The 20,771-nt window shown below is 56.4% G+C and carries 12 protein-coding genes and 1 pseudogene; 4 read left to right on the top strand and 9 right to left on the bottom strand.

Annotated elements, in window-relative coordinates; translation table 11 throughout:
• Window positions 1–3: 3 nt before the first annotated feature.
• A pseudogene (locus tag ACZ1GM_RS06120) lies at window positions 4–2,101 on the bottom strand (malate synthase G).
• Between the two features lie 168 nt (window positions 2,102–2,269).
• Between ACZ1GM_RS06120 and ACZ1GM_RS06115 the strand changes: the two are divergent.
• The 4 genes from ACZ1GM_RS06115 (at window position 2,270) to ACZ1GM_RS06100 (ending at window position 6,184) form a co-directional block, all read left to right on the top strand.
• The gene (locus ACZ1GM_RS06115; protein WP_472678242.1) at window positions 2,270–3,481 is read left to right on the top strand and encodes a hydrolase; all 1,212 of its coding nucleotides are present in this window, start codon (window positions 2,270–2,272) and stop codon (window positions 3,479–3,481) included.
• On the top strand, window positions 3,478–4,494 hold the full coding sequence (locus ACZ1GM_RS06110) for an arginine N-succinyltransferase (RefSeq protein WP_472678241.1): 1,017 nt from the start codon (window positions 3,478–3,480) through the stop codon (window positions 4,492–4,494). Before ACZ1GM_RS06115 ends, ACZ1GM_RS06110 begins: the two co-directional genes overlap by 4 nt.
• Entirely contained in the window at window positions 4,491–5,756 is a 1,266-nt protein-coding gene (locus ACZ1GM_RS06105; RefSeq protein WP_472678240.1) for an N-succinylarginine dihydrolase, read from the top strand. The genes ACZ1GM_RS06110 and ACZ1GM_RS06105 overlap by 4 nt, the downstream gene beginning before the upstream one ends.
• 170 nt (window positions 5,757–5,926) lie before the next feature.
• Window positions 5,927–6,184: a hypothetical protein gene (locus ACZ1GM_RS06100; protein ID WP_472678239.1), complete on the top strand. Its 258-nt coding sequence runs from the start codon at window positions 5,927–5,929 to the stop codon at window positions 6,182–6,184.
• A gap of 412 nt (window positions 6,185–6,596) precedes the next feature.
• On the opposite strand, the gene ACZ1GM_RS06095 is transcribed toward ACZ1GM_RS06100, so the two are convergent.
• The 8 genes from ACZ1GM_RS06095 to ACZ1GM_RS06060 all read right to left on the bottom strand — a co-directional run bounded on the left by ACZ1GM_RS06095 (window position 6,597) and on the right by ACZ1GM_RS06060 (window position 20,724).
• Entirely contained in the window at window positions 6,597–7,133 is a 537-nt protein-coding gene (locus tag ACZ1GM_RS06095) for a hypothetical protein (RefSeq protein ID WP_472678238.1), read from the bottom strand.
• A 124-nt stretch (window positions 7,134–7,257) separates the two neighbouring features.
• A complete protein-coding gene (locus tag ACZ1GM_RS06090; RefSeq protein ID WP_472678237.1) occupies window positions 7,258–8,967 on the bottom strand; it encodes a LysM peptidoglycan-binding domain-containing protein in 1,710 nt (569 codons plus the stop codon).
• A complete protein-coding gene (locus ACZ1GM_RS06085; RefSeq protein WP_472678236.1) occupies window positions 8,933–11,626 on the bottom strand; it encodes a hypothetical protein in 2,694 nt (897 codons plus the stop codon). Before ACZ1GM_RS06085 ends, ACZ1GM_RS06090 begins: the two co-directional genes overlap by 35 nt.
• Window positions 11,613–14,426: a hypothetical protein gene (locus ACZ1GM_RS06080; RefSeq protein ID WP_472678235.1), complete on the bottom strand. Its 2,814-nt coding sequence runs from the start codon at window positions 14,424–14,426 to the stop codon at window positions 11,613–11,615. The genes ACZ1GM_RS06085 and ACZ1GM_RS06080 overlap by 14 nt, the downstream gene beginning before the upstream one ends.
• On the bottom strand, window positions 14,350–17,169 hold the full coding sequence (locus ACZ1GM_RS06075) for an RHS repeat domain-containing protein (protein WP_472678234.1): 2,820 nt from the start codon (window positions 17,167–17,169) through the stop codon (window positions 14,350–14,352). Before ACZ1GM_RS06075 ends, ACZ1GM_RS06080 begins: the two co-directional genes overlap by 77 nt.
• Window positions 17,170–17,325: 156 nt before the next feature.
• Entirely contained in the window at window positions 17,326–18,645 is a 1,320-nt protein-coding gene (gene xylA / locus ACZ1GM_RS06070; RefSeq protein WP_472678510.1) for a xylose isomerase, read from the bottom strand.
• Window positions 18,639–20,066, bottom strand: a complete 1,428-nt coding sequence (gene xylB, locus ACZ1GM_RS06065) for a xylulokinase (RefSeq protein WP_472678233.1) — start codon at window positions 20,064–20,066, stop codon at window positions 18,639–18,641. Before xylB ends, xylA begins: the two co-directional genes overlap by 7 nt.
• A gap of 148 nt (window positions 20,067–20,214) precedes the next feature.
• Window positions 20,215–20,724: a c-type cytochrome gene (locus tag ACZ1GM_RS06060; RefSeq protein WP_472678232.1), complete on the bottom strand. Its 510-nt coding sequence runs from the start codon at window positions 20,722–20,724 to the stop codon at window positions 20,215–20,217.
• Window positions 20,725–20,771 lie beyond the last annotated feature (47 nt).

The raw sequence follows: 20,771 nt of genomic DNA, 5'->3' as shown, positions 1-20,771 counted from the left end.
GGGTTAACCCGCCTTCTTCTTCAATCGCCACGCGTGCAACAGTGGTTCGGTATAGCCGCTCGGTTGCTCGACGCCCTTGAAGATCAAATCTTTCGCCGCCTTGAACGCGATCCCGCCTTCATTACCGCTGAGTGGTTCGTAAGAGGGATCGCCCGCATTCTGCGCATCGACTTTCTCCGCCATCCGGCGCAGCGAATCCATGATCATATCCTCGCTCACCACGCCGTGATGCAGCCAGTTCGCCATATGCTGCGATGAGATACGCAGTGTCGCACGGTCTTCCATCAGGCCAACGTCATTGATGTCTGGCACTTTGGAACACCCCACCCCTGCGTCAATCCATCGCACGACATAGCCGAGCAGACCCTGACAATTATTATCAAGCTCTTCGCGCAGCTCGTCCTCTGACCAATTGGTGCCCTGCGCCAACGGGATCTGCAGCAAGTCATCGACCGATGGAATGCCGCCCAGCCCCTTTTGAATCTCAAACACATCCGCCTGATGATAATGCAGCGCGTGCAGCGTCGCGGCGGTCGGCGATGGCACCCACGCGGTATTCGCGCCGGCCTTCAGATGGCCGATCTTCTCAACCAACATCTGCCCCATCAGGTCCGGCGCGGCCCACATTCCCTTGCCGATTTGCGCCTTGCCAGACAGGCCGTGCTTAAGGCCGATGCCTACATTACGTGCCTCGTACGCGGACAGCCACGTGCTGGTCTTCATCTCAGCCTTGCGGATCATCGGGCCTGCCTGCATCGATGTGTGGATTTCATCGCCAGTGCGATCAAGGAAGCCGGTGTTGATGAAGACGATACGATCCTTCACCGCCTCAATGCAGGCACCAAGGTTCGCACTGGTCCGGCGCTCCTCATCCATCACGCCAACCTTGATCGTGTGTCGCGGCAGGCCGAGCAGATCTTCAACCGCGTTGAACAGGTCGTTGGTGAAGGCGCATTCTTCCGGCCCATGCATCTTGGGCTTCACGATATAGATGCTGCCGTGGCGCGAGTTACCGTATCGAGCGTGCTCTTCAACATCGATCGTGCTGATCGCGCTGGTGAACACCGCGTCCATAATGCCTTCTGGCACTTCTGAACCATCAGCGAGGCGGATTGCCGGATTGGTCATCAGATGCCCGACATTGCGGACAAATAGCAGGCTTCGACCGGAAAGGCTGTGCGCCTCGCCATGACGGTCAGTATAATCCTTGTTTCCGGCGAGCTTGCGGGTCAGCGTGCTGCCGCCCTTCTCAAAGCTTTCCTCCAAGTCGCCGCGAATGACACCCAGCCAGTTCGTATATGCGAGCAGCTTGTCCTCCGCATCAACCGCCGCAACCGAGATCCTCACAATCGGCAATAGTGGTCAGCGCGCTTTCGCAGATAATGTCAGCGATACCGGCCTTGTCGGTCTTACCCACAGGGTGCTGGCCATCGAACACAACTTCGATATGCAGACCGTTGTTTTTGAACAGTAAGCCTTTCTCAGTTCTGCCAACATACTGGCTTTCATCTTGCAGCTTGCCGTCATTCTCGTCAGCCAGATCAGCCCAGCTCTGATCGACCAGCGGCAGCGCAACATCAAGAAAACGTCGTCCCTTTGCGATCACCGCATCGCCGCGTTCCTTGTCATACCCACCTGGCTTGGCTGGTGGGGCATCGAGCGCATCGGTGCCGTAAAAGGCATCATAGAGACTGCCCCAGCGCGCATTGACCGCATTGAGCAGGAAGCGCGCATTGAGAACCGGAACGACTAGCTGAGGGCCCGCCATGGTGGCGATCTCGGCATCGACATTCTGCGTGCCGATCTGAAAGTCGCCGGGCTCTGGCACCAGATAGCCAATCTCTTGCAGAAACGCCTTGTACGCCGCCCTATCATGCGGCTGTCCGGAGCGTTCCTGATGCCATGCATCGATCTTTGTCTGTAGGTCTTCGCGTTTCGCGAGCAGCGCGGCATTGCGCGGCGCAAAGTCTGACAGCAGTTTCGTAAAGCCATCCCAGAAAGCGACCACATCGCGTCCCAGCGGCCCCAGCACTTCGCTTTCCAGGAACGTCGCGAGACCCTCATCGATCTCAATACCACCACGCTTTACCAAGTTGCTCATGCTGTCCTCATGCGTAATGCCCACCGAGATTATGACTCGGCGTGCTCTGTTCAAAACGAATCCGGGGAGGAATTGGTTGCGATATGGCTCTCTGCGATGGCCTTGGCAACCTTACTTTGCCCACGCGCAGGGGTGGACTTGCAATAAGGGGCAGCTAAGAGATTGCGAATGATTGAAACCAACGCTGATCACTTGGGATTGCTGGATCGGGTGGATGGCGAGACCATGCTGTCCGAAGTTCAGGAATGGGCCGCAATTAACAGCGGAACAGGAAATCTAGAGGGCCTCGCGTTCGTCGCGGGGAAGCTCGCAGACGCCTTTTCCGCACTCCCGGGCGAGGTTGAATTGCGCGATCCCGCGATTGTCACGGCTATCAGCGAGGATGGCGAGGAGTTTGAAAAGCCGCACGGCCAGCACATGATTTTACGGGTGCGGCCAGAGGCTCAGCGACGGCTGGTCCTTACTGGTCACATGGACACGGTATTCCCGGTTGACCATCCCTTCCAATCGCTGAAATGGCTCGATGATGAGGTGATTAACGGCCCCGGTACCGCCGATATGAAGGGCGGATTGTGCGTAATTTTGCATGCCCTGAAGGCGTTCGAGCAGAACGAGCATTCGCACCGGATCGGGTACGATGTGATGATCAATTCCGATGAGGAGACGGGCAGCCTCGCCTCGCGCAGCCTGATTGAAGAGCTGGCACGCAATAAATATGCGGCGCTGACATATGAGCCCTCTGCTCTGCCCGATGGCACGCTCGCCCATGCGCGCGGCGGAACGGGAAACTACTCGATCACTATTCGCGGATTGTCCGCCCATGCCGGGCGCAACCCACAGGACGGTCGCAATGCGATAGTCGCGGCGAGCGATCTGGTGCTCAGGATCAAAACGTTGGAGGCATCTGACATCACCATCAACCCGGCGAAGATTGAAGGCGGCGCGGCGAACAATGTTGTTCCCGATCTGGCGATCTTGCGCTTTAACATCCGCCCTAAATCAACCGATGCGATGGAGCGATTTGATGGACAGCTCAGCGCTGTTCTCGACGCAGTGAAAGCAGACCATGACGTCCACATCCACCGCCATGGCGGCGTGACGCGCCCGCCAAAACCGGTTGATGATCGCGCGCAAAAGCTGTTCGATCTGGTAAAGGAATGCGGCAGCGAGTTGGGCCAAAAGATTGGCTGGAAATCCACCGGAGGCGTGTGCGATGGCAACAATATCGCGGCTTGCGGTGTTCCCGTAGTCGACACGATGGGCGTACGCGGCGGATCAATCCACTCGCCCGATGAATTTATGATTGTCCCCTCCCTCGTGGAACGGGCAGCCTTGTCCGCTCTTGTCCTCGACCGATTGGCTTCTGGAGATCATTTGTGAGTTTCCGCATTCGGGCGTCGCGCCCAGACGATCTTGAGGCTTTGTATGAAATGGCAAAGCTTACAGGCGGCGGCTTTACCAACCTGCCCGCGGATCGCGAAGCGCTCGCCTCTAAACTTGCCACCTCGGCCACCGCATTCGCGAATGAAGGGGATGAGCTGTCCGACGAAACCTTCGTTCTGGTGCTCGAGAACACAGAGAATGGCGCTGTGCGCGGCACCTGCCAATTGATGGCGCAGGTGGGCCAGCAATGGCCGTTCTATTCCTACCGTCTCAATACCCAGACGCAGCACTCACAAGAGCTTGATCGCACAGTACGGGCTGAGATGCTCAATCTAGTGACCGATTTGGAAGGGTGCAGCGAAGTCGGCGGGCTGTTTCTTCATCCCAATGAGCGTGCGGGCGGCCTCGGGCTATTGCTGGCACGCAGCCGCTATCTGTTCATCGCGATGCACCGCGCCCGCTTTGCCGAGCGCGTGATTGCCGAACTGCGCGGGATCATTGACGAGCGCGGCGGTTCCCCGTTTTGGGACGGAGTGGCTGGCCGTTTCTTCGGGATGACATTTCAGGACGCAGATTATTTTAACGCGATCAATGGCAATCAATTCATCGCCGACCTGATGCCGAAATATCCGGTCTATGTTTCCATGTTGGATCCAGAGGCGAAGAAGGTCATCGGTCTACCCCACCCCACCGGTCGCGCCGCGATGCGCATGCTGGAGAAAGAAGGCTTCGCCTATGATGGCTATGTCGACATTTTCGACGGCGGTCCGACCATGATTGCACGAACTGACCGCGTTCGCAGTGTCGAAAACGCGAAGACCGGACAGCTAGCCGCAAGCGATGTCAACGGCGGCGAAGCGTCTCTGGTCGCGACCGGTCGGCTCACCGATTTCCGCTGCTGCTATGCACGTGTTGAGCATGGCGATGATGGCGCAATCAGCATCGACGCGGCGGCGACAGAAACACTGGCGGTAAGCGAAGGTGATACAGTGAGTGTGGTAGCGAAATGAGCACCAATTTTACAAAACTGGTCGAGATCAATTTCGACGGGATCGTCGGACCAAGCCACAATTATGCCGGCCTGAGCCTCGGCAATATTGCCAGCGCCAGCCACAAGGGCGACTCATCCTATCCGCGCGCCGCCGCGTTACAGGGCATAGCGAAAATGCGCGGCAATCTTGAGAGGCTGGGCGTGCAAGGGTTTCTGCTGCCCCTACCCCGCCCCAATGGTGACCTGCTCCACGATCTAGCCGTCGACGCGAATACGAACCGCGCTCTGCTGGCTGCGGCGTGGTCTGCCTCCAGTATGTGGACCGCCAATGCGGCCACGGTAAGCCCGGCGCCCGATACCGCTGATGGCAAATGCCACCTATCGCCTGCCAATCTGGTGACCATGATCCATCGCGGTCAGGAATGGCCGCACACCAAACGCCAGCTCGACATCGCATTTGGCAACACGGACCATTTCGTTGTGCATGACGCGGTACCGCCGAGCTTTGGCGATGAGGGCGCAGCCAACCACATGCGCTTTTGTGAGGGGCACGGCGGTGTGGGCGTCGAAGTTTTCGTCTACGGCAAGCAGGGTGGCAAATTTCCCGCTCGCCAGCACGAGCAGGCCAGTCGTGCGGTTGCACGCCAGCATGGCCTTGATCCGGCTCGCTGCGTGTTCATCGAGCAGAACCCCGAAGCGATCGCAGCGGGCGCGTTCCATAATGACGTTGTTTCGGTCGCCAATGAGCGCGTGCTGTTCACGCATGAGCGCGCCTTCGCCGATCAGCAGGGGGCCTATGACGCGATCCGCACTGCCTTCCCCGCGCTGGAAGTGGTCGAAGTGCCGGACAACGCAGTCAGCCTTGAAGAAGCGATACGCACATATCTGTTCAACGCGCAGCTTCTGACTCTGCCCTCTGGAGAGATGGCTCTGATCGTGCCAACTGAATGCCGCGAGAACGCCAGTGTATGGGCGTATTGCGAGCAGATGATGGCCTCCAATGGTCCAATTCGCCAGGTGATCCCGGTCGATGTGCGCCAGAGCATGGCCAATGGCGGCGGCCCCGCATGTTTGCGTCTGCGCGTGGTGGCGGACCCGGCGACGGTCGATCCGCGCTTCCTATTGGACGAGGCCAAGGCCGACCGGATCGAGGCAGTAATCGCCGACACGTGGCCAGAGCAGATTGACCCGGCAGATATCGGAAGCGAGGCTCTCGCCAAACAGGTCGTCGAGGCGCGTGAGGCATTGCTGGGCGTGCTGGCGCTGGATGAACTGACCTAATCCCGATCAGGGACTCGCCCGCAAATCGCTCCACATCATAAGGTTAACGCGCTGGACCGGCATGTCGGGCGTGCTTACACTCGCGCGTCAATTAACCAACAAGACCCGCAGTTTTGCGCCATTGGCATAAGGTTTGCAGTCTAACCGGTTAACACTTTTTGGAGATATGCGTGCTGCGCAAAATAGGCCGCCTTTTTGTGATCAAGACGCGATTTGAGGCGTATCTGATCATTTATGCGCTGGCTTTGGGGGCGACGGCACGCGGCTCGCAATATCTGGTCGAGTATCCCGGATGGGGCGGCAAGCTGCTATTCCTCGCGACAACTGGCGCAGTGTTTCTGGCGGGCGGGAAGATCCTCGATTGCCTGAAGTATGAGCGCGCCGAGCGAGAAGCTGAGGCAGCGCGAGAGGCGGGTGAAGAGGGCTGAGGGTTGACTGCGGGCTACGGGGCATGGGCCACGGCCAGTGGCCCGCAGGGCTAAGGGCCGCCCATAACAGCGCAGACTTGTTCATAAGCCGCGATGCATTACGCCAATGCAGATCAGGAGAAAATTGACTACCAGCATGATCACTGTCGCCACCCTCCAGATGAGTTTGGCCTTCCCCATCCCTCGGTCCCACACCCTCACAAATACCCAGAGCGTTACGATGGCAGCACCGATCCAACTGATCGGAGCATTAAAGCCCGAGAATAAATGATACACAAGAAACAAGAGAATTATTTGAACGAAAAAAGCTGAAGTGAACCAGATTATGGGGATTGGTTTGTAAAACGGTCCCTCTGAACTCAGATCGTCATCCATATCGCTTCACCAAATCGCGGTAGCTTCAGAAGGCATACTAGTTTCCGTTGAGCGTGTCAGCTAAATCTGACGCTGCTCTCCTCCCAGTAACGGTCACAACCACCTGTCCGGTAGGATGATTGACCGTACCATGAGCGGAAGTGCCATAATAAGAGCCGCCATTTGGTCCAGGTCGCACAACAACGTCCACCGGGCCATAGTAGTTATGGCTTCTAGTATCGGGCCGAGAAATGATCTGCCCTCTGTCAGTGGTGCCCTGAGGCAAAGGGCGCCCAGGGGTGAAATTGAATGGATTTGTGATCGGCCTTTCGCCAGCGCCGAAACTGCGCCGACCTGGTCCACGGCGTGCGTTGCCAAAATTATCTACAATCCCGCCAACGTTCCGCCATGCCTCCGCACGCTCAAAACTAGCCCCGTTGTTGAGTGCGGTTACGTAAGCTAAGTCTCCATTAGTCCATCCGCCCGGCTTGTTTATTGTGTTTCGGATTGCTGCCTGCCTGAGCTCGTCCATCGTCGGAGGTGCTCTAAACTGCTGAACATTTGCGTCATAGGCAGCCTGGCTGACATAGGCCACGCCATTCGGTCCAACCCATCGGTTCGGATCAAACGGCTCTGCTCTTCTAAATTGCGCAACACTTGGACCTTCATACCTCTGATAATCAAACGTTGTTCTCGCTGGACTACTGGTGGTTCGTCGGCTAGACTGCAACGATCGGCGCCATGACATTTGCGATTGTCCACAAAGAGTCGCGATGCTCTGGAATTACAAATCCTGCAAGCGAAGCCATGGCTACAAAATAGTCTTGATATTCAGATCCAATATCGGCGAAATCGTTCGACAAGCGAGAACCGGTCGCGGCACCGCCGTGGAATGTATCTGCCCAGACGCCCAATGCGCCAAACGCATCTAGACCGTGCAAAAACGCCTGATCAATAACGGACCACGCGAGAATACCGTTACCTCCTTCGACGTAAGGTATGACTGCGTCACCGTATCCAACTTCACCCGATATCGGCTCTCCGGCAGTGTTGCTGGCGGCACCATCTGCATTTGAAAGCGCCGCGCTTTCGGATTGCTCGCTGCCAGTTGTCTGTGGAGCGACCCTCTGCCCGTTTTCACGAATAACGCTCGACAGGTCAGTCATGATCTCTTGGAATGTGCCAGTATAAACTGTCTGATTTGGTAGCTTCAGCTCGTATCTGCCCTCCCCGAGCTCAACTATGCGAACTGGTGGCCTTGGCGGTACTGCAACCGGTTCTGCTGCAAGCAATGATGTTGGTAAGCTAATGCCATGGCTAGCCAAATCAAAGATCGCTTGCCCTACGACATTCGGGATCTCATTGACTAGGTTACGTCCGAAGCTCGAACCCTCAAGCGCACTCCGCGTTGCCGCCTTCGCAATCGACGACGCAGCATTTGTGCCGATGTGGCTCAGGTGATTGCTAAGTCTGTTGTTCTCTTTGAGCGTATCAAGGCCACCACCAACTTCCTGTGCCACGCCAGCGCCAACCGCGGCCACCGCGACCCCTACGAAGCTAAACTTGCTCTGAAGGCCAGTTGCAGTTGCCACGCCTTGAGACAAAGCGCTTCCCAAAGTCCCACGGACGGCGGCGTTACCAATGGCGCGAAGTGACCCCTCGGCGCCTTCCGCAACCTTGCCGAAGGCTTGAACTCCCTTGAGAGCACCGCCCACTGCTCCACCGAGCGCAGCCAATGCTACGCCTTTGAAGCTAAACTTGTCTTGAATTCCACTAGCTACACCAACAGCCTGGCTTGCAATCGAGCCAGCGGCGCCTGCCAACGCGCCCCCAACAATCGTTGCGCCAATCGATGAGCTACTGGCACCTAGCAGGCTACCAGCGAAGCCTGCAAAAGCACCTTGTGTCAATGCAGTCACAGCAATCGCCACAACCGCCAGCAGGATCGCTCCAAAGACACCGCATTTCTTGCCCTTTTTCTTCGGAGCATCGGGTGTAGTTGGTGAGGTGTCGCCAATCGCCTCTGCCGGGTCATATGGCTTCAGCGTGGTGGAATTATTGGTCACCCGCTGAACGCCGCTGGGCACGACGAGCGAGCGCCCTTCGATCAGCGGCTCACGCCCGGTCAGGCCATTCGCCTCGGCCAGCTTGTACCAAAGGCTGCTATCGCCCCAGAGTTGCAGCGCGATCGCCTGCAGGCTCTCGCCGCCACGCACGGTGTAGCTGCCACCGCCAGCGCCCTGAGCGTATGAGTTTATCGCGTCGTAATCGCCGCCAAAGTCGGCATAGCTCGAGCCGTAGATGCCGTTGTTGCGGAAGGCGCCTTGCACGCCTTGCTGCGTGCCCTGACCGCGCCGTCTGATCGATTCCGCATATTCGACATTTTCGGTGCCGTTATTGCCAACCCGACTCGATCTCTTTGCCGCCAAAACGATAGTAGATTTCGGAAGGATCGCCCTGATCGTGCTTATTGTCTTTCTCTTTGCGGCTGATCACCTGCCCTTCGGCATTGTTGATGAAGGTGACCGAGCGGCTACGGCCATCATTGATCTGCGCCGATTGCAGAACGCCGAAGCTGTTATAGCTGTAGGTCGAGGTGAAGACCCGGTCAGACGAGCTGCCGGTGTTGCTGTCAAAGCTGACGCTGCTTTGCACCGCGCCATCGTACCACGCATAGGAATTGGTGGTTCGGGTGTTGGGTGCTGCGGAGCTGCTGCCGCCTTTGTAATTGGTGGTGGTCGAATAGTTGAGCGAATTGTCAGCGAGATAGTAATTACGCTGATACGCCCGGAACAGATCACCATTGGATTTGCGCGTCGTGCTGTCGTCAATCGTGACGAGGCCCTCTGCGTCGTAAGTGACCGCGCGGCTGAAAACGATCGTCGATCCGTTAAGGTCGTAGTCCTTCTGCGTCTTCACCCGGCCCAGCGTGTCATAGGTGTACTCGGCGCGGCGCGTGCCCGTACCGGGTGCGAGGACAAACTGCTCCACGCCGCCCAAGAGATCGAAGAACGGATCGCTAAGGAAAGCCTGATCGAAGCCGGCACCATCAAAGCCGCTCTTGGCGATCTTCACATTCTTAAGTCGACCGGCGCTATCGTATGTGTAGTCCTCACGGACATCAGCCTTGTAGCTGAGCGTTTGCCACGCATCCATCGGTGGAATGACGGGATCGAAGCCAAAGTCATCAAAACCGGGCTCTGGATCTCCGAGACCAAACTCGTCAGCAAAACGGTGATCATAATAGCGATGCGTGCCAAAGCCGGTCGTCCATACCTGAACCCGTTGCCCCGCCTTGTTATACACAATGTCGCGCCCGTCCTGACCACGAACGATCTGGCCGTTCTCAAGGACCCCGCGCGATGTGACCACGCGGTTCATATTGTCGTAGCGGTACCAGAGATCCTGTGTCGAGCTGGTGCTGGCAACCGATTGGTCGGAGTAGATATTGCGATAGGTCGCTTTGGCCCGACGGATGTTACCATTTGCGTCGTATGTCCAAGTCATTGACGCAGCGGGCAGATCGCCCCCACCTGCTTCATTCCAGGTGTTGATCCGACCCAGCTTGTCATAAGTCGCGGTCATATTCTGCGTGGTGCGGTTCCACGTATTTACGTAGAAATCCGGCTCGTACGGGTTCCAGTAAAATTCATAGAAAACCGAGCCACGATCAGTCGTCTTCTGCGATGTCAGATTGCCGACCTTGTCATAGCCGTAAGTGGTTTTCAGCTCCTGGAAATTCTGACTGTTGAGCACACCGGTGACGTTGGAAATGCTCTTCAGCTTGCCAGTGTTGTAATAGGTGTATTGCTGATTGCCGCCCGCGCCGGTGAGGCCACTCAGGCGACCAGCGGCATCGTAGGCATAGGTGTAGTCGTGACCGCCAAAGTCATTCTTGCGCGTAGTCCGGTCGAACAGATCGGTCCACACCGTGCTGGTGCGATTATTGGTCAGGGTCTTCGTGACTTCTTTCCAACCGCCAAAGTTGCCCACGGCGTTGGTATTGCCGCTGACTTCCCAAGTGTAGGTCGTGGTGGTCGTATCGCCGCCAAAGGCGCGGCTGGATATGACACGGCCCATCGCGTCGTAATCCATGATCTCGCGATTGCCGGAGCCATATTGGTTGTTCCAATGGCTCAGCTGCTGGCCAGCAACATCATAGGTGTAATTATCTTGCAGATTGCTACCGCGGTTCCAAGTTTGGGTGACGCGCCCCATCGCATCGAAGGTTTGGTCGATTGTCCGGTGAAGTTCTGAACGGCCATCGGCGACAGCGATGATTTTCCGCGCATCGCCATGGATGTCGTATTTGGTCGTCTTCACGCCGCCATCAGCATAGCGCTCTGCGGTCACCAGCGCCTCGCTGCCGGCAAAGCCAGTGCCGTTAAGCAGATCCATCCGCGTCAGATTGCCATTGGCATCTCTGCTCGCGACCAGACGACCGCCGAGATCATGGTAGTAATATTCGGTGGGGCGAACAGTTTGCGTCGTGCCATTTTCGTTTTGAATGGACACGGATGGATTGCGGACACGCCACACCTTACCCATAGTGGTGTAGTCGTAATAGATGTCGGCGCCAGCGGCGTCTTTCTCGTAATAGACCTCGCCAAAGGCGTTGTAGCGGCGCTCGGTTACCAGTGTCTGGTTTGATGCGGTCGCTGAGATGTCGCGATCTGTCTCATAGACCTTGGTGGCTGACCCGCGCTTGTCATATTGCGTGTAAGTAGCGTTGACATTCGCATTGTTCCGCTGGTTGTACGCAGCCTGGAACGTGGTCGAGTTGCTAAATGCTGCGCCAGCGCTGGTGATAGCAATCGTCTGATTGCCGTTCTTGTCATAGCCGAAGAACTTCCACACGCCATCGCCGCTATTGGTCGCCCAGAGGCGTCCCGCATCATCATATTTGTTGATCTGGGTTGCGCCCGTACCCGCCTTGACCGTCGCAACTTCGCCATAGGCGTTATAAGTGGTCGTTACTGTCGGGCTGACGGCAGTCCACACACCGTTCGAGGCTCGCGTGCCTTGGAATTCGGACACAACTCGGCCCAGCTTGTCATAAGTCCGCTTGGTGCCTTCAGTGCGCGACACATTCGAGTAGTTCTTCCGGGTGTAATACGTCTCTCGCCTCGCGGTCGGCGGTGTCATAGCGGAAATACGTTATCAGGCCGCCTGCATCCTGAGTCCGGTCAAGTTGCCCCTTCTTGTACCAGTAATAGGTGTTACGTTCTGACGCACCTGTTGCTCCGCGTTGCTTTGTGCGCGTCAGGTTGCCCAAGCCATCGTAGTAGTAATCCACTGTAGGACGAACGGTATTTCCGTTATAGTCAGTGAACGCGGCACGGGTCTCAGTCGTCAGGCGACCGCCGACATCATAGGCGTAATCGGTAGCATTGCCGCTGATTGCCTCGGTCTTTTTGGTCACCTGGCCGAGGCCATTATATTGATATGTGATCTTCGGGTGGCCAGTAGCGTGTGCACCACTGCCATTATGGTATTTCACGTAAAAGCGTTGTTCTGACAGGCGGTTACCCACCAAATCATAGGTATAATCGGTTCGCCGATCGAGCGCATTATTTGCGGCGACGCTGGGCGCGGTAATAGTGCTGGTCGGGGTCGCAGTTCTAGTTGCATAACGCTTCTCGCGAATGACATTACCGACCGCGTCGTAGACCCAAACCGTGCGATAATTCTCTCCATCCACCTGAGAGGTTTTGCGTCCGACATTATCATAATAGGCCCAGGTCGTGTTGCCTTCCGGATCAATCGTTTTGACGACATTGCCATTCGCATCATATTCGTAGCGAGTGATGAACTCGCTGGCATTCGCGACCCAGGCAGAGCCGTTATACGTGCCGTTGTGAACGCCTTTCACGGCACTCAAAGTCATGCGGTTCGCCGCATCATATTCGAACCGCGTTTCACGAACTGCGCCGCCGGGGACAGCGGGTTTGTGCGTGGCCTCTTCAGCGCCGCCGATCGACGGCACAGAGACGGTCGTCGCATAGACTTTCACCGTCTTCACATTACCGTTCTTATCGTATGTATAGTTAGTGAGCGTGCCAAGGGCGTTGACCTCGGTGGTCACCCGATCAAGGTCATCATAGTAATAGATCGTCCGGCCACCATCAGGCGCAGTTTCGCGGATCAGATTGCCACGCTTATCGTATGCATAGGAGGTCGTGTACGACCGGCTATGCCCTTCAACGCTTGTGGTCGCCAGACGGTTCGCCTTGTCATACGTATACGTCGTCGTGCGCTTCTCGGCCTTGTTTGACGCTTCAATCATCGTCAGACGGTTGCCGCGCGCGTCATAGGTATAGGATGTGACGATGCCATTGGCATCGTTCATCGACGTCATCCGGCCAAGCCTATCAAACGCGTAAGTCGTGCTGCCACCCAGCTTGTTGACCATGCTCGTGCGGTTTCCATAGGCGTCATAGCCATAGGTTTCGGTCTTGTTATTCGCGTCCTTGACGGTTTTGACGCGGCCCAGCTTGTCATAGGTGAAGGTCGTGGTCGCGTTGCGCGCATCCTTGACTGTCTTCACCTCGCCAAACTGCGTGTAGGTGTAATTTGTCTGGTTGCGCAGCGCATCATAGGTGCGCGTGACCTGACCCAGCTTGTTATAGACATGCTCGCTAGCGAGCACGTTCTTCGCATCCCAGGTTTTGACCACATCACCAAAGGCGTTGTGCTCGTAGCGTATCTGATTACCTGCACCGTTTTTCTCGGTCAGCATCAGTCCGCGCTTGTCATAGGTGAAGTATGAAATACGGCCATTGCCGTCTTTCACCTGCGTTTGATTGCCCAGCCCATCATAGGTGAAATAGGTGATCGACTCCTCGGACTCGCCATTGGCATTGTCCTGCCGGACCAGGCGCCCGGCATTGTCATAATAATAGTAGGTCTGCGCACGATTTGCCGAGGAATTGTCGCCGGTATTGACATATGCGAGCTGACCATTGGTGCGATAGGCATACCGAGTACGATTTCCCACACCGTCATAGGTGTAGGCGACGCGCCCATGGGAATCGTAGCTCGAACGGTTCTCTGCATAGCCACCCGTCGCCTGCGCCGCGATTTGTGCGATGGTTGTGCTGTCGCTGGCTGACTTTTTCGCATCATAGCGGCGCTCATGCGTAACCTGCCCGCCCTCATTATAAAGATAGCTGGTCAGATACCCTTCGGCATCTAGGGCGAACCGAACATTGCCACGGGCATCATACCACGCGCGTGATGTGCGATTGCCAGCGGTCGTTTTGACGACATTGCCCGCACCGTCATAATACATGCGACTGTCGAGCCCGTTTGGACCGACAGTCCGCCAAACCCTCCCGGCAAAGTCATAATAATTTGTGGCGGTCCGGTCGTTTCCGTTGGTCGACAACGCCGCCTTCACACCTGCAATCGTCCAGTTCGAGTGGTTACCAGCAAGCGGATTGATATGCTGTGTTGTCGTCGTCAACTTGCCCGCAGCGTTGTATTTGTACTGTGTAACGTAGTTGGAGTTGTCGATTGTGAAGCGCAGCTCGTCCCGGCCATCATAGACATATCGGACATGGCGATTGCTGGCGTTGGTGGTGCCAGCGCTGCTGCGTAATTGATTGAAGGTACCGGCTGCCCAAAGGTTCGAAGCAACTCTGCCCGCATAGGCGGTATCAACCGTTTTTTGGCCAGACTGGTCATAGGTGTGCTCAGTGAGATAGCCTTCACCATCCAGAACGCCGCGGACATTGCCGTCACGGTCGTAGAAGGTTCGTGTCACCGCATCCTTGGCGTTGTTGGCGATGCTCACTGGATTGACGGGCGGATTAGTGCGCCAGCCGCTCGCAATGGTCACCTTGTTGAAATGGTTGCGCGCTTCGATCAGGCGTACCGGACCCGTCATATTTGTATGATATGATCTCGCCTTCGCCGTTGATTGTCTGCGCAACGCGGCCATTGGCATCGTAGGTCGTCAGCTCGCGCACATCATATGTGTTGTCGAACGCTGGTCGTATGGCGCTCATTTCGAGCGTATTGTTCGGATCCGCAAGCTGGTTGAACCGCGTCGTGCTAATCGCTTTGTGATACGTGGTCGTGCCGATCAGGCGGTTGCTTTTGTCGTAGAAATACTCGGTCAGGCGCCGCGCCGGGTCCACCGAACCGACCTTACGACCTGCCTTGTCATAGATGATGTAGTTGACGCCGCGACCATCAAACATGTCCTGTGTGACGCGCAACCGGCCAAGCTTGTCATACTTGTTCTCCGTCTTCGCGGTGAAATCGAGCGAGGCGTCCGTAATCGTTTTGGTGACGATGGGATCTGTAAGTATGGCCGATGTGCCAGCGGCCACGTTGCCAGCGCCACCAACGTAGAAATAAATGCCTACCGATTGCGCGGTATCGAACGTCCGCGTTACTTCGATTGTGGTTGCCTCGGTTGTCGAGACTCCGTCGATCCACCACAAGCCACCAACATTCTGCGTCAACTGGCCAGGACCATTGAGAATCGTCGCGCTTGATTTTGTCGATTGGTCAGTTCCCCAACCTTCGACATTGCTGTAAATCCCGATACGATGCTTTGTGTGCGTGCCGCTGCCTTTGACTGTGATCCGATAAGTGACTGTCTCGCCAGCAGCGACATTAAAACCTGTCGAGGTTGCACGATACGTCCCCGCACTAGGTATGTTGTACAGATATGCCGGTTTACCGGCGATTGTGCCGGCGCTTGATCTCGTGAGATTCGGCCACAGACCCCAAGCGGCCAGATCACCCTTCAGATTGGCGCTCCGCGGCCCTACCGCGCTCTCGGTTTCGCTGAGCAGATCACCGGCTTTGTTATAGACCATGGTCCGCGTCAGGCCGCTCGCCATCTGCATCACGGTGCGGGTGTTGGCGTCGTCGAAATAGACAGTCGTGGTCGCGCCGGATTGATCCGATGAGCTGATCAGGCGTCCCATGCCGTCATAGACGAATTGCTCTTTGCCAGACTCGCTCTGCCCATAACGGGTAAGCAGTCGCCCTTCCTGATCGTAGACGTAATAGGTGCGGCTATAGCCATCAACCGATGAAGTCGGACCACCAGATGATGTGGAGGCGCCGTAATTGATGGTCTGCGTCAAATTTCCACGCGCGTCGTAAGCGTAGTAGAAAAAGTTACGCTGAGTTTTGTCCGACTGGCTATCACGCCAGGCATTCATAGACGTTACAGAGATGTCCCCTGAACCATGCGCGTAGGTATCTTTAGTATAGGTAATCTCATGCTGAAGCCGATTGTAAGCATCATAGCGGTACTCGCTAACATGACCCTCAGGCGTGACCTTGTACCGCAAGCGCCCGTATGAATCGTAAGCATATCGGGTATAGCTACCCGTGTTTGCAGACGCTTCGTTAGAGCCGTAGCTCAGCTCTTTCGTAACGTTGTTCTTGGCATCGTACCAGCGCGTGACATCAGTGCCGATTGGGCGGTCAATCTTGGTGACGTTACCGCGGTCATCGTAGGTGTATCGGGTGATCCGCCCATCCGGTGCGGTCGAAGTAACGAGATTCTCTTCAGTATCATATGCAAAGGTTTGAACCTGCTTTACCGCACCCGAATATGCCGAAGGCGCAGTAATCTTCGTCAGCAGCTTGGTCGATGCGTTATAATCGAGCCGCGTGACCTGGCCATTGGGCGCGGTCACATTGGTGTAGTTCGCACCATAAGCGAAGCCTGTGGTTCTGGTCGTACCATCTCCAACATGCTCAATTAGACTAGAAACGCGATTGTTCGAATAACCAATATCGGTGCGCGATCCGTCGCTCTGCGTTACTCGCGTAACTCTTCCGTGGACATCATAGAGATAGCTGATCGTATACTTATGGCCATCGCTCGTGCCAGCTTTGTCAGGCGACAGGTCGACGGTGACAGTCGCTAGCTGACCGGCGCCATTATAGCTGTAATAAGTGCCTGTTTCGGTGCGGCGCACGCCAGTTTTGGGGTCGACAAATTCAGTCTTGATCGAAGTGAGATTGTTGCCCGACCAAGTATAGCGGACATATTCGTTGTTGTTCGTCCTGACGTATGAAAGTTTGCTTCCCGAGTACCCAAAGGTTATTTTCTGATTGGTACCATCAGCTTGACTTATGATCCGGTATTCACCGCTATTATATGGGTCGACCGTGTATGTTTCGGCGGTCCAAGTATCGCCATCGACCCACACCCAATTGGTGCTGTTCTGCTTGTAAATCCGATCATGGGAGCCGGAACCATCGGTTGTCCAATAGCCCCATGTGCCGCCACGTTGGCCATAGCTATAAGTTACAACAGAACCATCACCAGAAACCCGCTTGATAGTTGAACCGGCGGTATTGGCCGTTCCTGTGAGGCCAAAAATTCGCCGCGCGGTTGATAGTTGCCATTTGTCGCCATTGTCGCCGTCATGCACTTCGGCCTGAGAGTTATATGTGCGCGAAACGCCGACATCGAGACTGCGCCCGACAAGGAACTCGTCCCGGCGCGATATGATGAGGTTACCCGTCGCCGCGTTGACGGACAGACCTTCACCTGCTCGACCCGTAGCCGAGCTGCCTAGCGTTCCCGCGGAGCCTAAGGCCGTCGCCGAACTTTTCGCAAAACCAGAACCCAAGCCGGTGAAAATCGCGGTCATTTGAAATCCCTCACTGGAATGCAGAAACGCTTTTGCGCTTCGGTCACACCAATGATCCGAGGGATGTTAGCGGAGTTTAGGGGTTTTTTTGAGAAAGGCTCGTTGTGGATATGAGGCGCCAGCACACAGCGCTTTCAAACAATGCCTCAGATCATCCTAAGATGCGCGATTGATCAGATTCTCAAGATACTCCTGCCGACCCGATTTCGGTGTTGGGATCAACCCCTGCGCGGCAGCATGCGCTGCGACCTGCTCCAGCGTCATCTCGCCAGCCAGAACTTTCTGGCCAAATTCGTCATTCCATCCGGCATATCGGTCAGCGACAAAATCAGGCAGTGCGCCGTCTTCGATCAGTGATGCTGCGGCAAGCAGTGCCCGGGCCAATACATCAACGCCGCCAATATGTGCATGGAACAAATCCTCGGCATCAACTGACTGTCGGCGGATTTTCGCGTCAAAATTGAACCCACCAGTCCCGAAGCCACCGCCTTGCAGAATGTAATAGAGGACCGGTGTCAAATCCGGCACATTATTGGGGAATTGATCGGTATCCCAGCCATTCTGTGGGTCGCCGCGATTGATGTCGATTGACCCCATAATGCCCAGCGCATTTGCCGTAGCGACTTCATGCTCAAAACTGTTCCCGGCCAGCGTCGCGTGGTTCGCCTCGATATTGACCTTTACCTCATTTTCCAGGCCATATCGCTTGAGGAAACCATACACAGTCGCAGTGTCGCGATCGTATTGATGCTTGGTCGGCTCGTGCGGCTTTGGCTCAATCAGGATAGTGCCGTCAAAACCGATTTTGTGCTTATGCTCGACCACCATGGATACAAACCGGCCCAGCTGATCCAGCTCTTGCGCCAGGTCGGTGTTGAGGATCGTGTCGTAGCCTTCCCGGCCACCCCACATAACATAGTTCGCACCGCCCAGATGATGAGTTGCGTCGAGCATGGAACGAACCTGATGCGCACCCCATGCGAACACGTCTGGATCGGGATTGGTTGCCGCACCAGCTGCGTAGCGCGGGTGACTGAACAGATTGGCCGTGCCCCACAGCAGGTTTACGCCGGTCTCAGCGATCTTGCCCTCCATCTTCGCAACAATCGCATCGAGTTCGCGCGTGTAGCTGGCTGGATCATCGTGATCGGCCATCGCGTCAACATCGTGAAAACAGTAATATGGCGCACCCAGTTTGCTAAACAGGTCAAACGCGGCATCGAGCTTGATCTGAGCCAGCTCTGGAGTGACCGGTTCACCCGGCTTCCATGGCCGGTCAAACGTACCCGCACCGAATATGTCGTGACCTGGCCATGCGAAACTATGCCAATAACACACCGCCCAGCGCAGGTGATCGCGCATTGACTTGCCCAGCACCACCCGATCCGCCTCGTAATACCGATAGGCCAGCGGGTTAGTGGTTTCTTCGCCTTCGAACGCAATAGCAGGAATGTCAGCGAAATAGCTCATCAGAATTCTCCGAAACGGGGTTTAAGTGCCGCGTAAAGCGAGCGAAATTGTTCGAGGCGGTGCCCGTCAGTCTCTTCCGGGACATAGCGCGCCTGTCCATGCGGTGGGACGCAAACATCGGCGATCGGATCATCCGTCACTGCGAGACGAGCGAGACGCGCAGCCCCATTGGCCGGGCCGACACTGGACCCGTCGCGATAGATCAGAGGTATCGCGAGATTATTGGCGAGGATCTGAGCCCAATATTCAGACCGCGAACCGCCGCCGATGACTGACAATTCTGATGGTGGTGTGACCATCGCGTCCAGTCCATCTCTTAGGCCAAAAGCCACCCCCTCCAACGTGGCGCGAACAATCTCCGCCGGACCCGTGTCATGTGTGAGGGCAAAGAACACACCCTTCGCATGCGGGTCATTATGCGGCGTCCGCTCGCCCGACAGATATGGCAGAAAGATCGGCAGGCTTGTTTGGGCCGCATCGCTTGCTTCAGCGGCCTCAAGCGCGCTTCGAACATCCGCAAACCCGACCAGCTTCGCCGCCCAATCAAGACACGCGGCGGCGCAGAGCATCACTGACATTGTGTGCCATCGCCCCGGCAACGCATGGCAAAAGGCGTGAAGGCCATTTTCTGGTGCCGGTTCAAAACCGCCGCCCGCAGCGAACACTACGCCTGACGTGCCAAGGCTCAAGAACGCTTGACCCGGTTCGACCACCCCAGCGCCAATCGCGCCTGCTGCCTGATCGCCCGCGCCGCCAGCAACGGGAACTACCGGAATGCCAAGCTCATCAGCTATATCTTGGCGAAGCATGCCCGATTGCTCGGCCCCCTCAACAAGCCTCGGCATGTGCGTTTCGTCCATTCCCGTTGCGGACAGCATCTCAGGCGACCAGCGACGCCCCGCTACATCCAGCCATAGCGTGCCAGATGCATCAGACATTTCACTAACCTTGTCGCCGGTCAGCAGCAGCCGCAGAAAGTCCTTCGGTAACAGAACAGTGCGCATCGCCGTGAAAATTTCCGGCTCATTGTCGCGAACCCAAGCCAGCTTTGGCGCCGTGAAGCCTGGCATGGCGAGGTTTCCGGTGTGCTTTTGAGCCAGCCCATCCAATTTCTCACACTGCGATGCGCTACGCCCGTCATTCCACAAAATTGCGGGGCGCAAGACATTGTCCGAGGCTCCAAGCAGCACAGCGCCATGCATCTGCCCAGACAGGCCTATCCCGCGAACCGCGCGCCTCAGATCGGCGGGTAACGCGCCAATTGATGTTTTTGTCGCTTCCCACCAATTGGAAGGATGCTGTTCCGACCAAAGGGGGTGTGGTCGCTGGACATCCAGTGGCGTTGTATGTTGCGCGACGACCGTCCCAGCATCGTCAATGATGACCGACTTCACCCCTGATGTACCAAGATCAATCCCGAGCCACATTACCTCATCCCCTCCGCATCAGATCGTATCGATCAAATCCGCGCCTCGCATTCACATCAACGTATGTGATAACGTTGTCAAATCCACATAAGACAGCGCCGCTTCACGCGACGTTCCTTATTTCGATCAGCGTAAGCCGATAAAGCCGCTATTGCGTAGGCGCGGTGAGATAAGCGATCACGTCAGCCCGGTCCTGCCCATCAGCAAGCCCGGGAAAAGCCATCTTCGTACCGGGAATCACCCGGCGCGGATTCTCAAGATACTGAAACATCTTTTCAGGCGTCCATGTAATGCCTGCATTGGCGTTTGCCGGTGTGTAATTGTACCCTTCGACGGCACCTGCTGTACTTCCCATAACCCCCGCGAGTGACGGACCAACCCGGTTCTCGCCCGGCGTGACTGCATGGCAAGATTGGCACCGGAGAAATACTCGCGCACCATCCTGGGCATTGCCGCTAAAGTCAGCCAAAACAGTGCCATCAACCGTGGCGACGTCGTCAGCCGCCGGCGCCTCGTTTGCGCTACCCACTTCCTCGGTGACACGTGTTGTATCGGTACCGTTCGCAGGATCTGCTGCTGAATCGTCCGCGCCGCTGCTGCATGACGCCGACAAGCAAGCAAGCAACCCCGCAGCAAAAGTGTTTCGCATGTTCTTCATTCTGCATCCTTATGTGAACTTGCCGAACTAAATGTCGGTCAGTGCGG

Source organism: Qipengyuania sp. JB2-7, assembly GCF_055693485.1.
Note: the sequence above shows the minus strand (reverse complement) of the source record. Positions and strands in the feature narration are given on the sequence as shown.

Excerpts from the sequence above, each read along its gene's own strand:
- ACZ1GM_RS06115 (WP_472678242.1), top strand. The coding sequence starts at position 2,270 with ATGATTGAAACCAACGCTGATCACTTGGGATTGCTGGATCGGGTGGAT.
- ACZ1GM_RS06105 (WP_472678240.1), top strand. The coding sequence starts at position 4,491 with ATGAGCACCAATTTTACAAAACTGGTCGAGATCAATTTCGACGGGATC.
- ACZ1GM_RS06080 (WP_472678235.1), bottom strand. The coding sequence starts at position 14,426 with ATGACGGGTCCGGTACGCCTGATCGAAGCGCGCAACCATTTCAACAAG.
- ACZ1GM_RS06075 (WP_472678234.1), bottom strand. The coding sequence starts at position 17,169 with ATGACCGCGATTTTCACCGGCTTGGGTTCTGGTTTTGCGAAAAGTTCG.
- xylB (WP_472678233.1), bottom strand. The coding sequence starts at position 20,066 with ATGTGGCTCGGGATTGATCTTGGTACATCAGGGGTGAAGTCGGTCATC.
- ACZ1GM_RS06060 (WP_472678232.1), bottom strand. The coding sequence starts at position 20,724 with ATGAAGAACATGCGAAACACTTTTGCTGCGGGGTTGCTTGCTTGCTTG.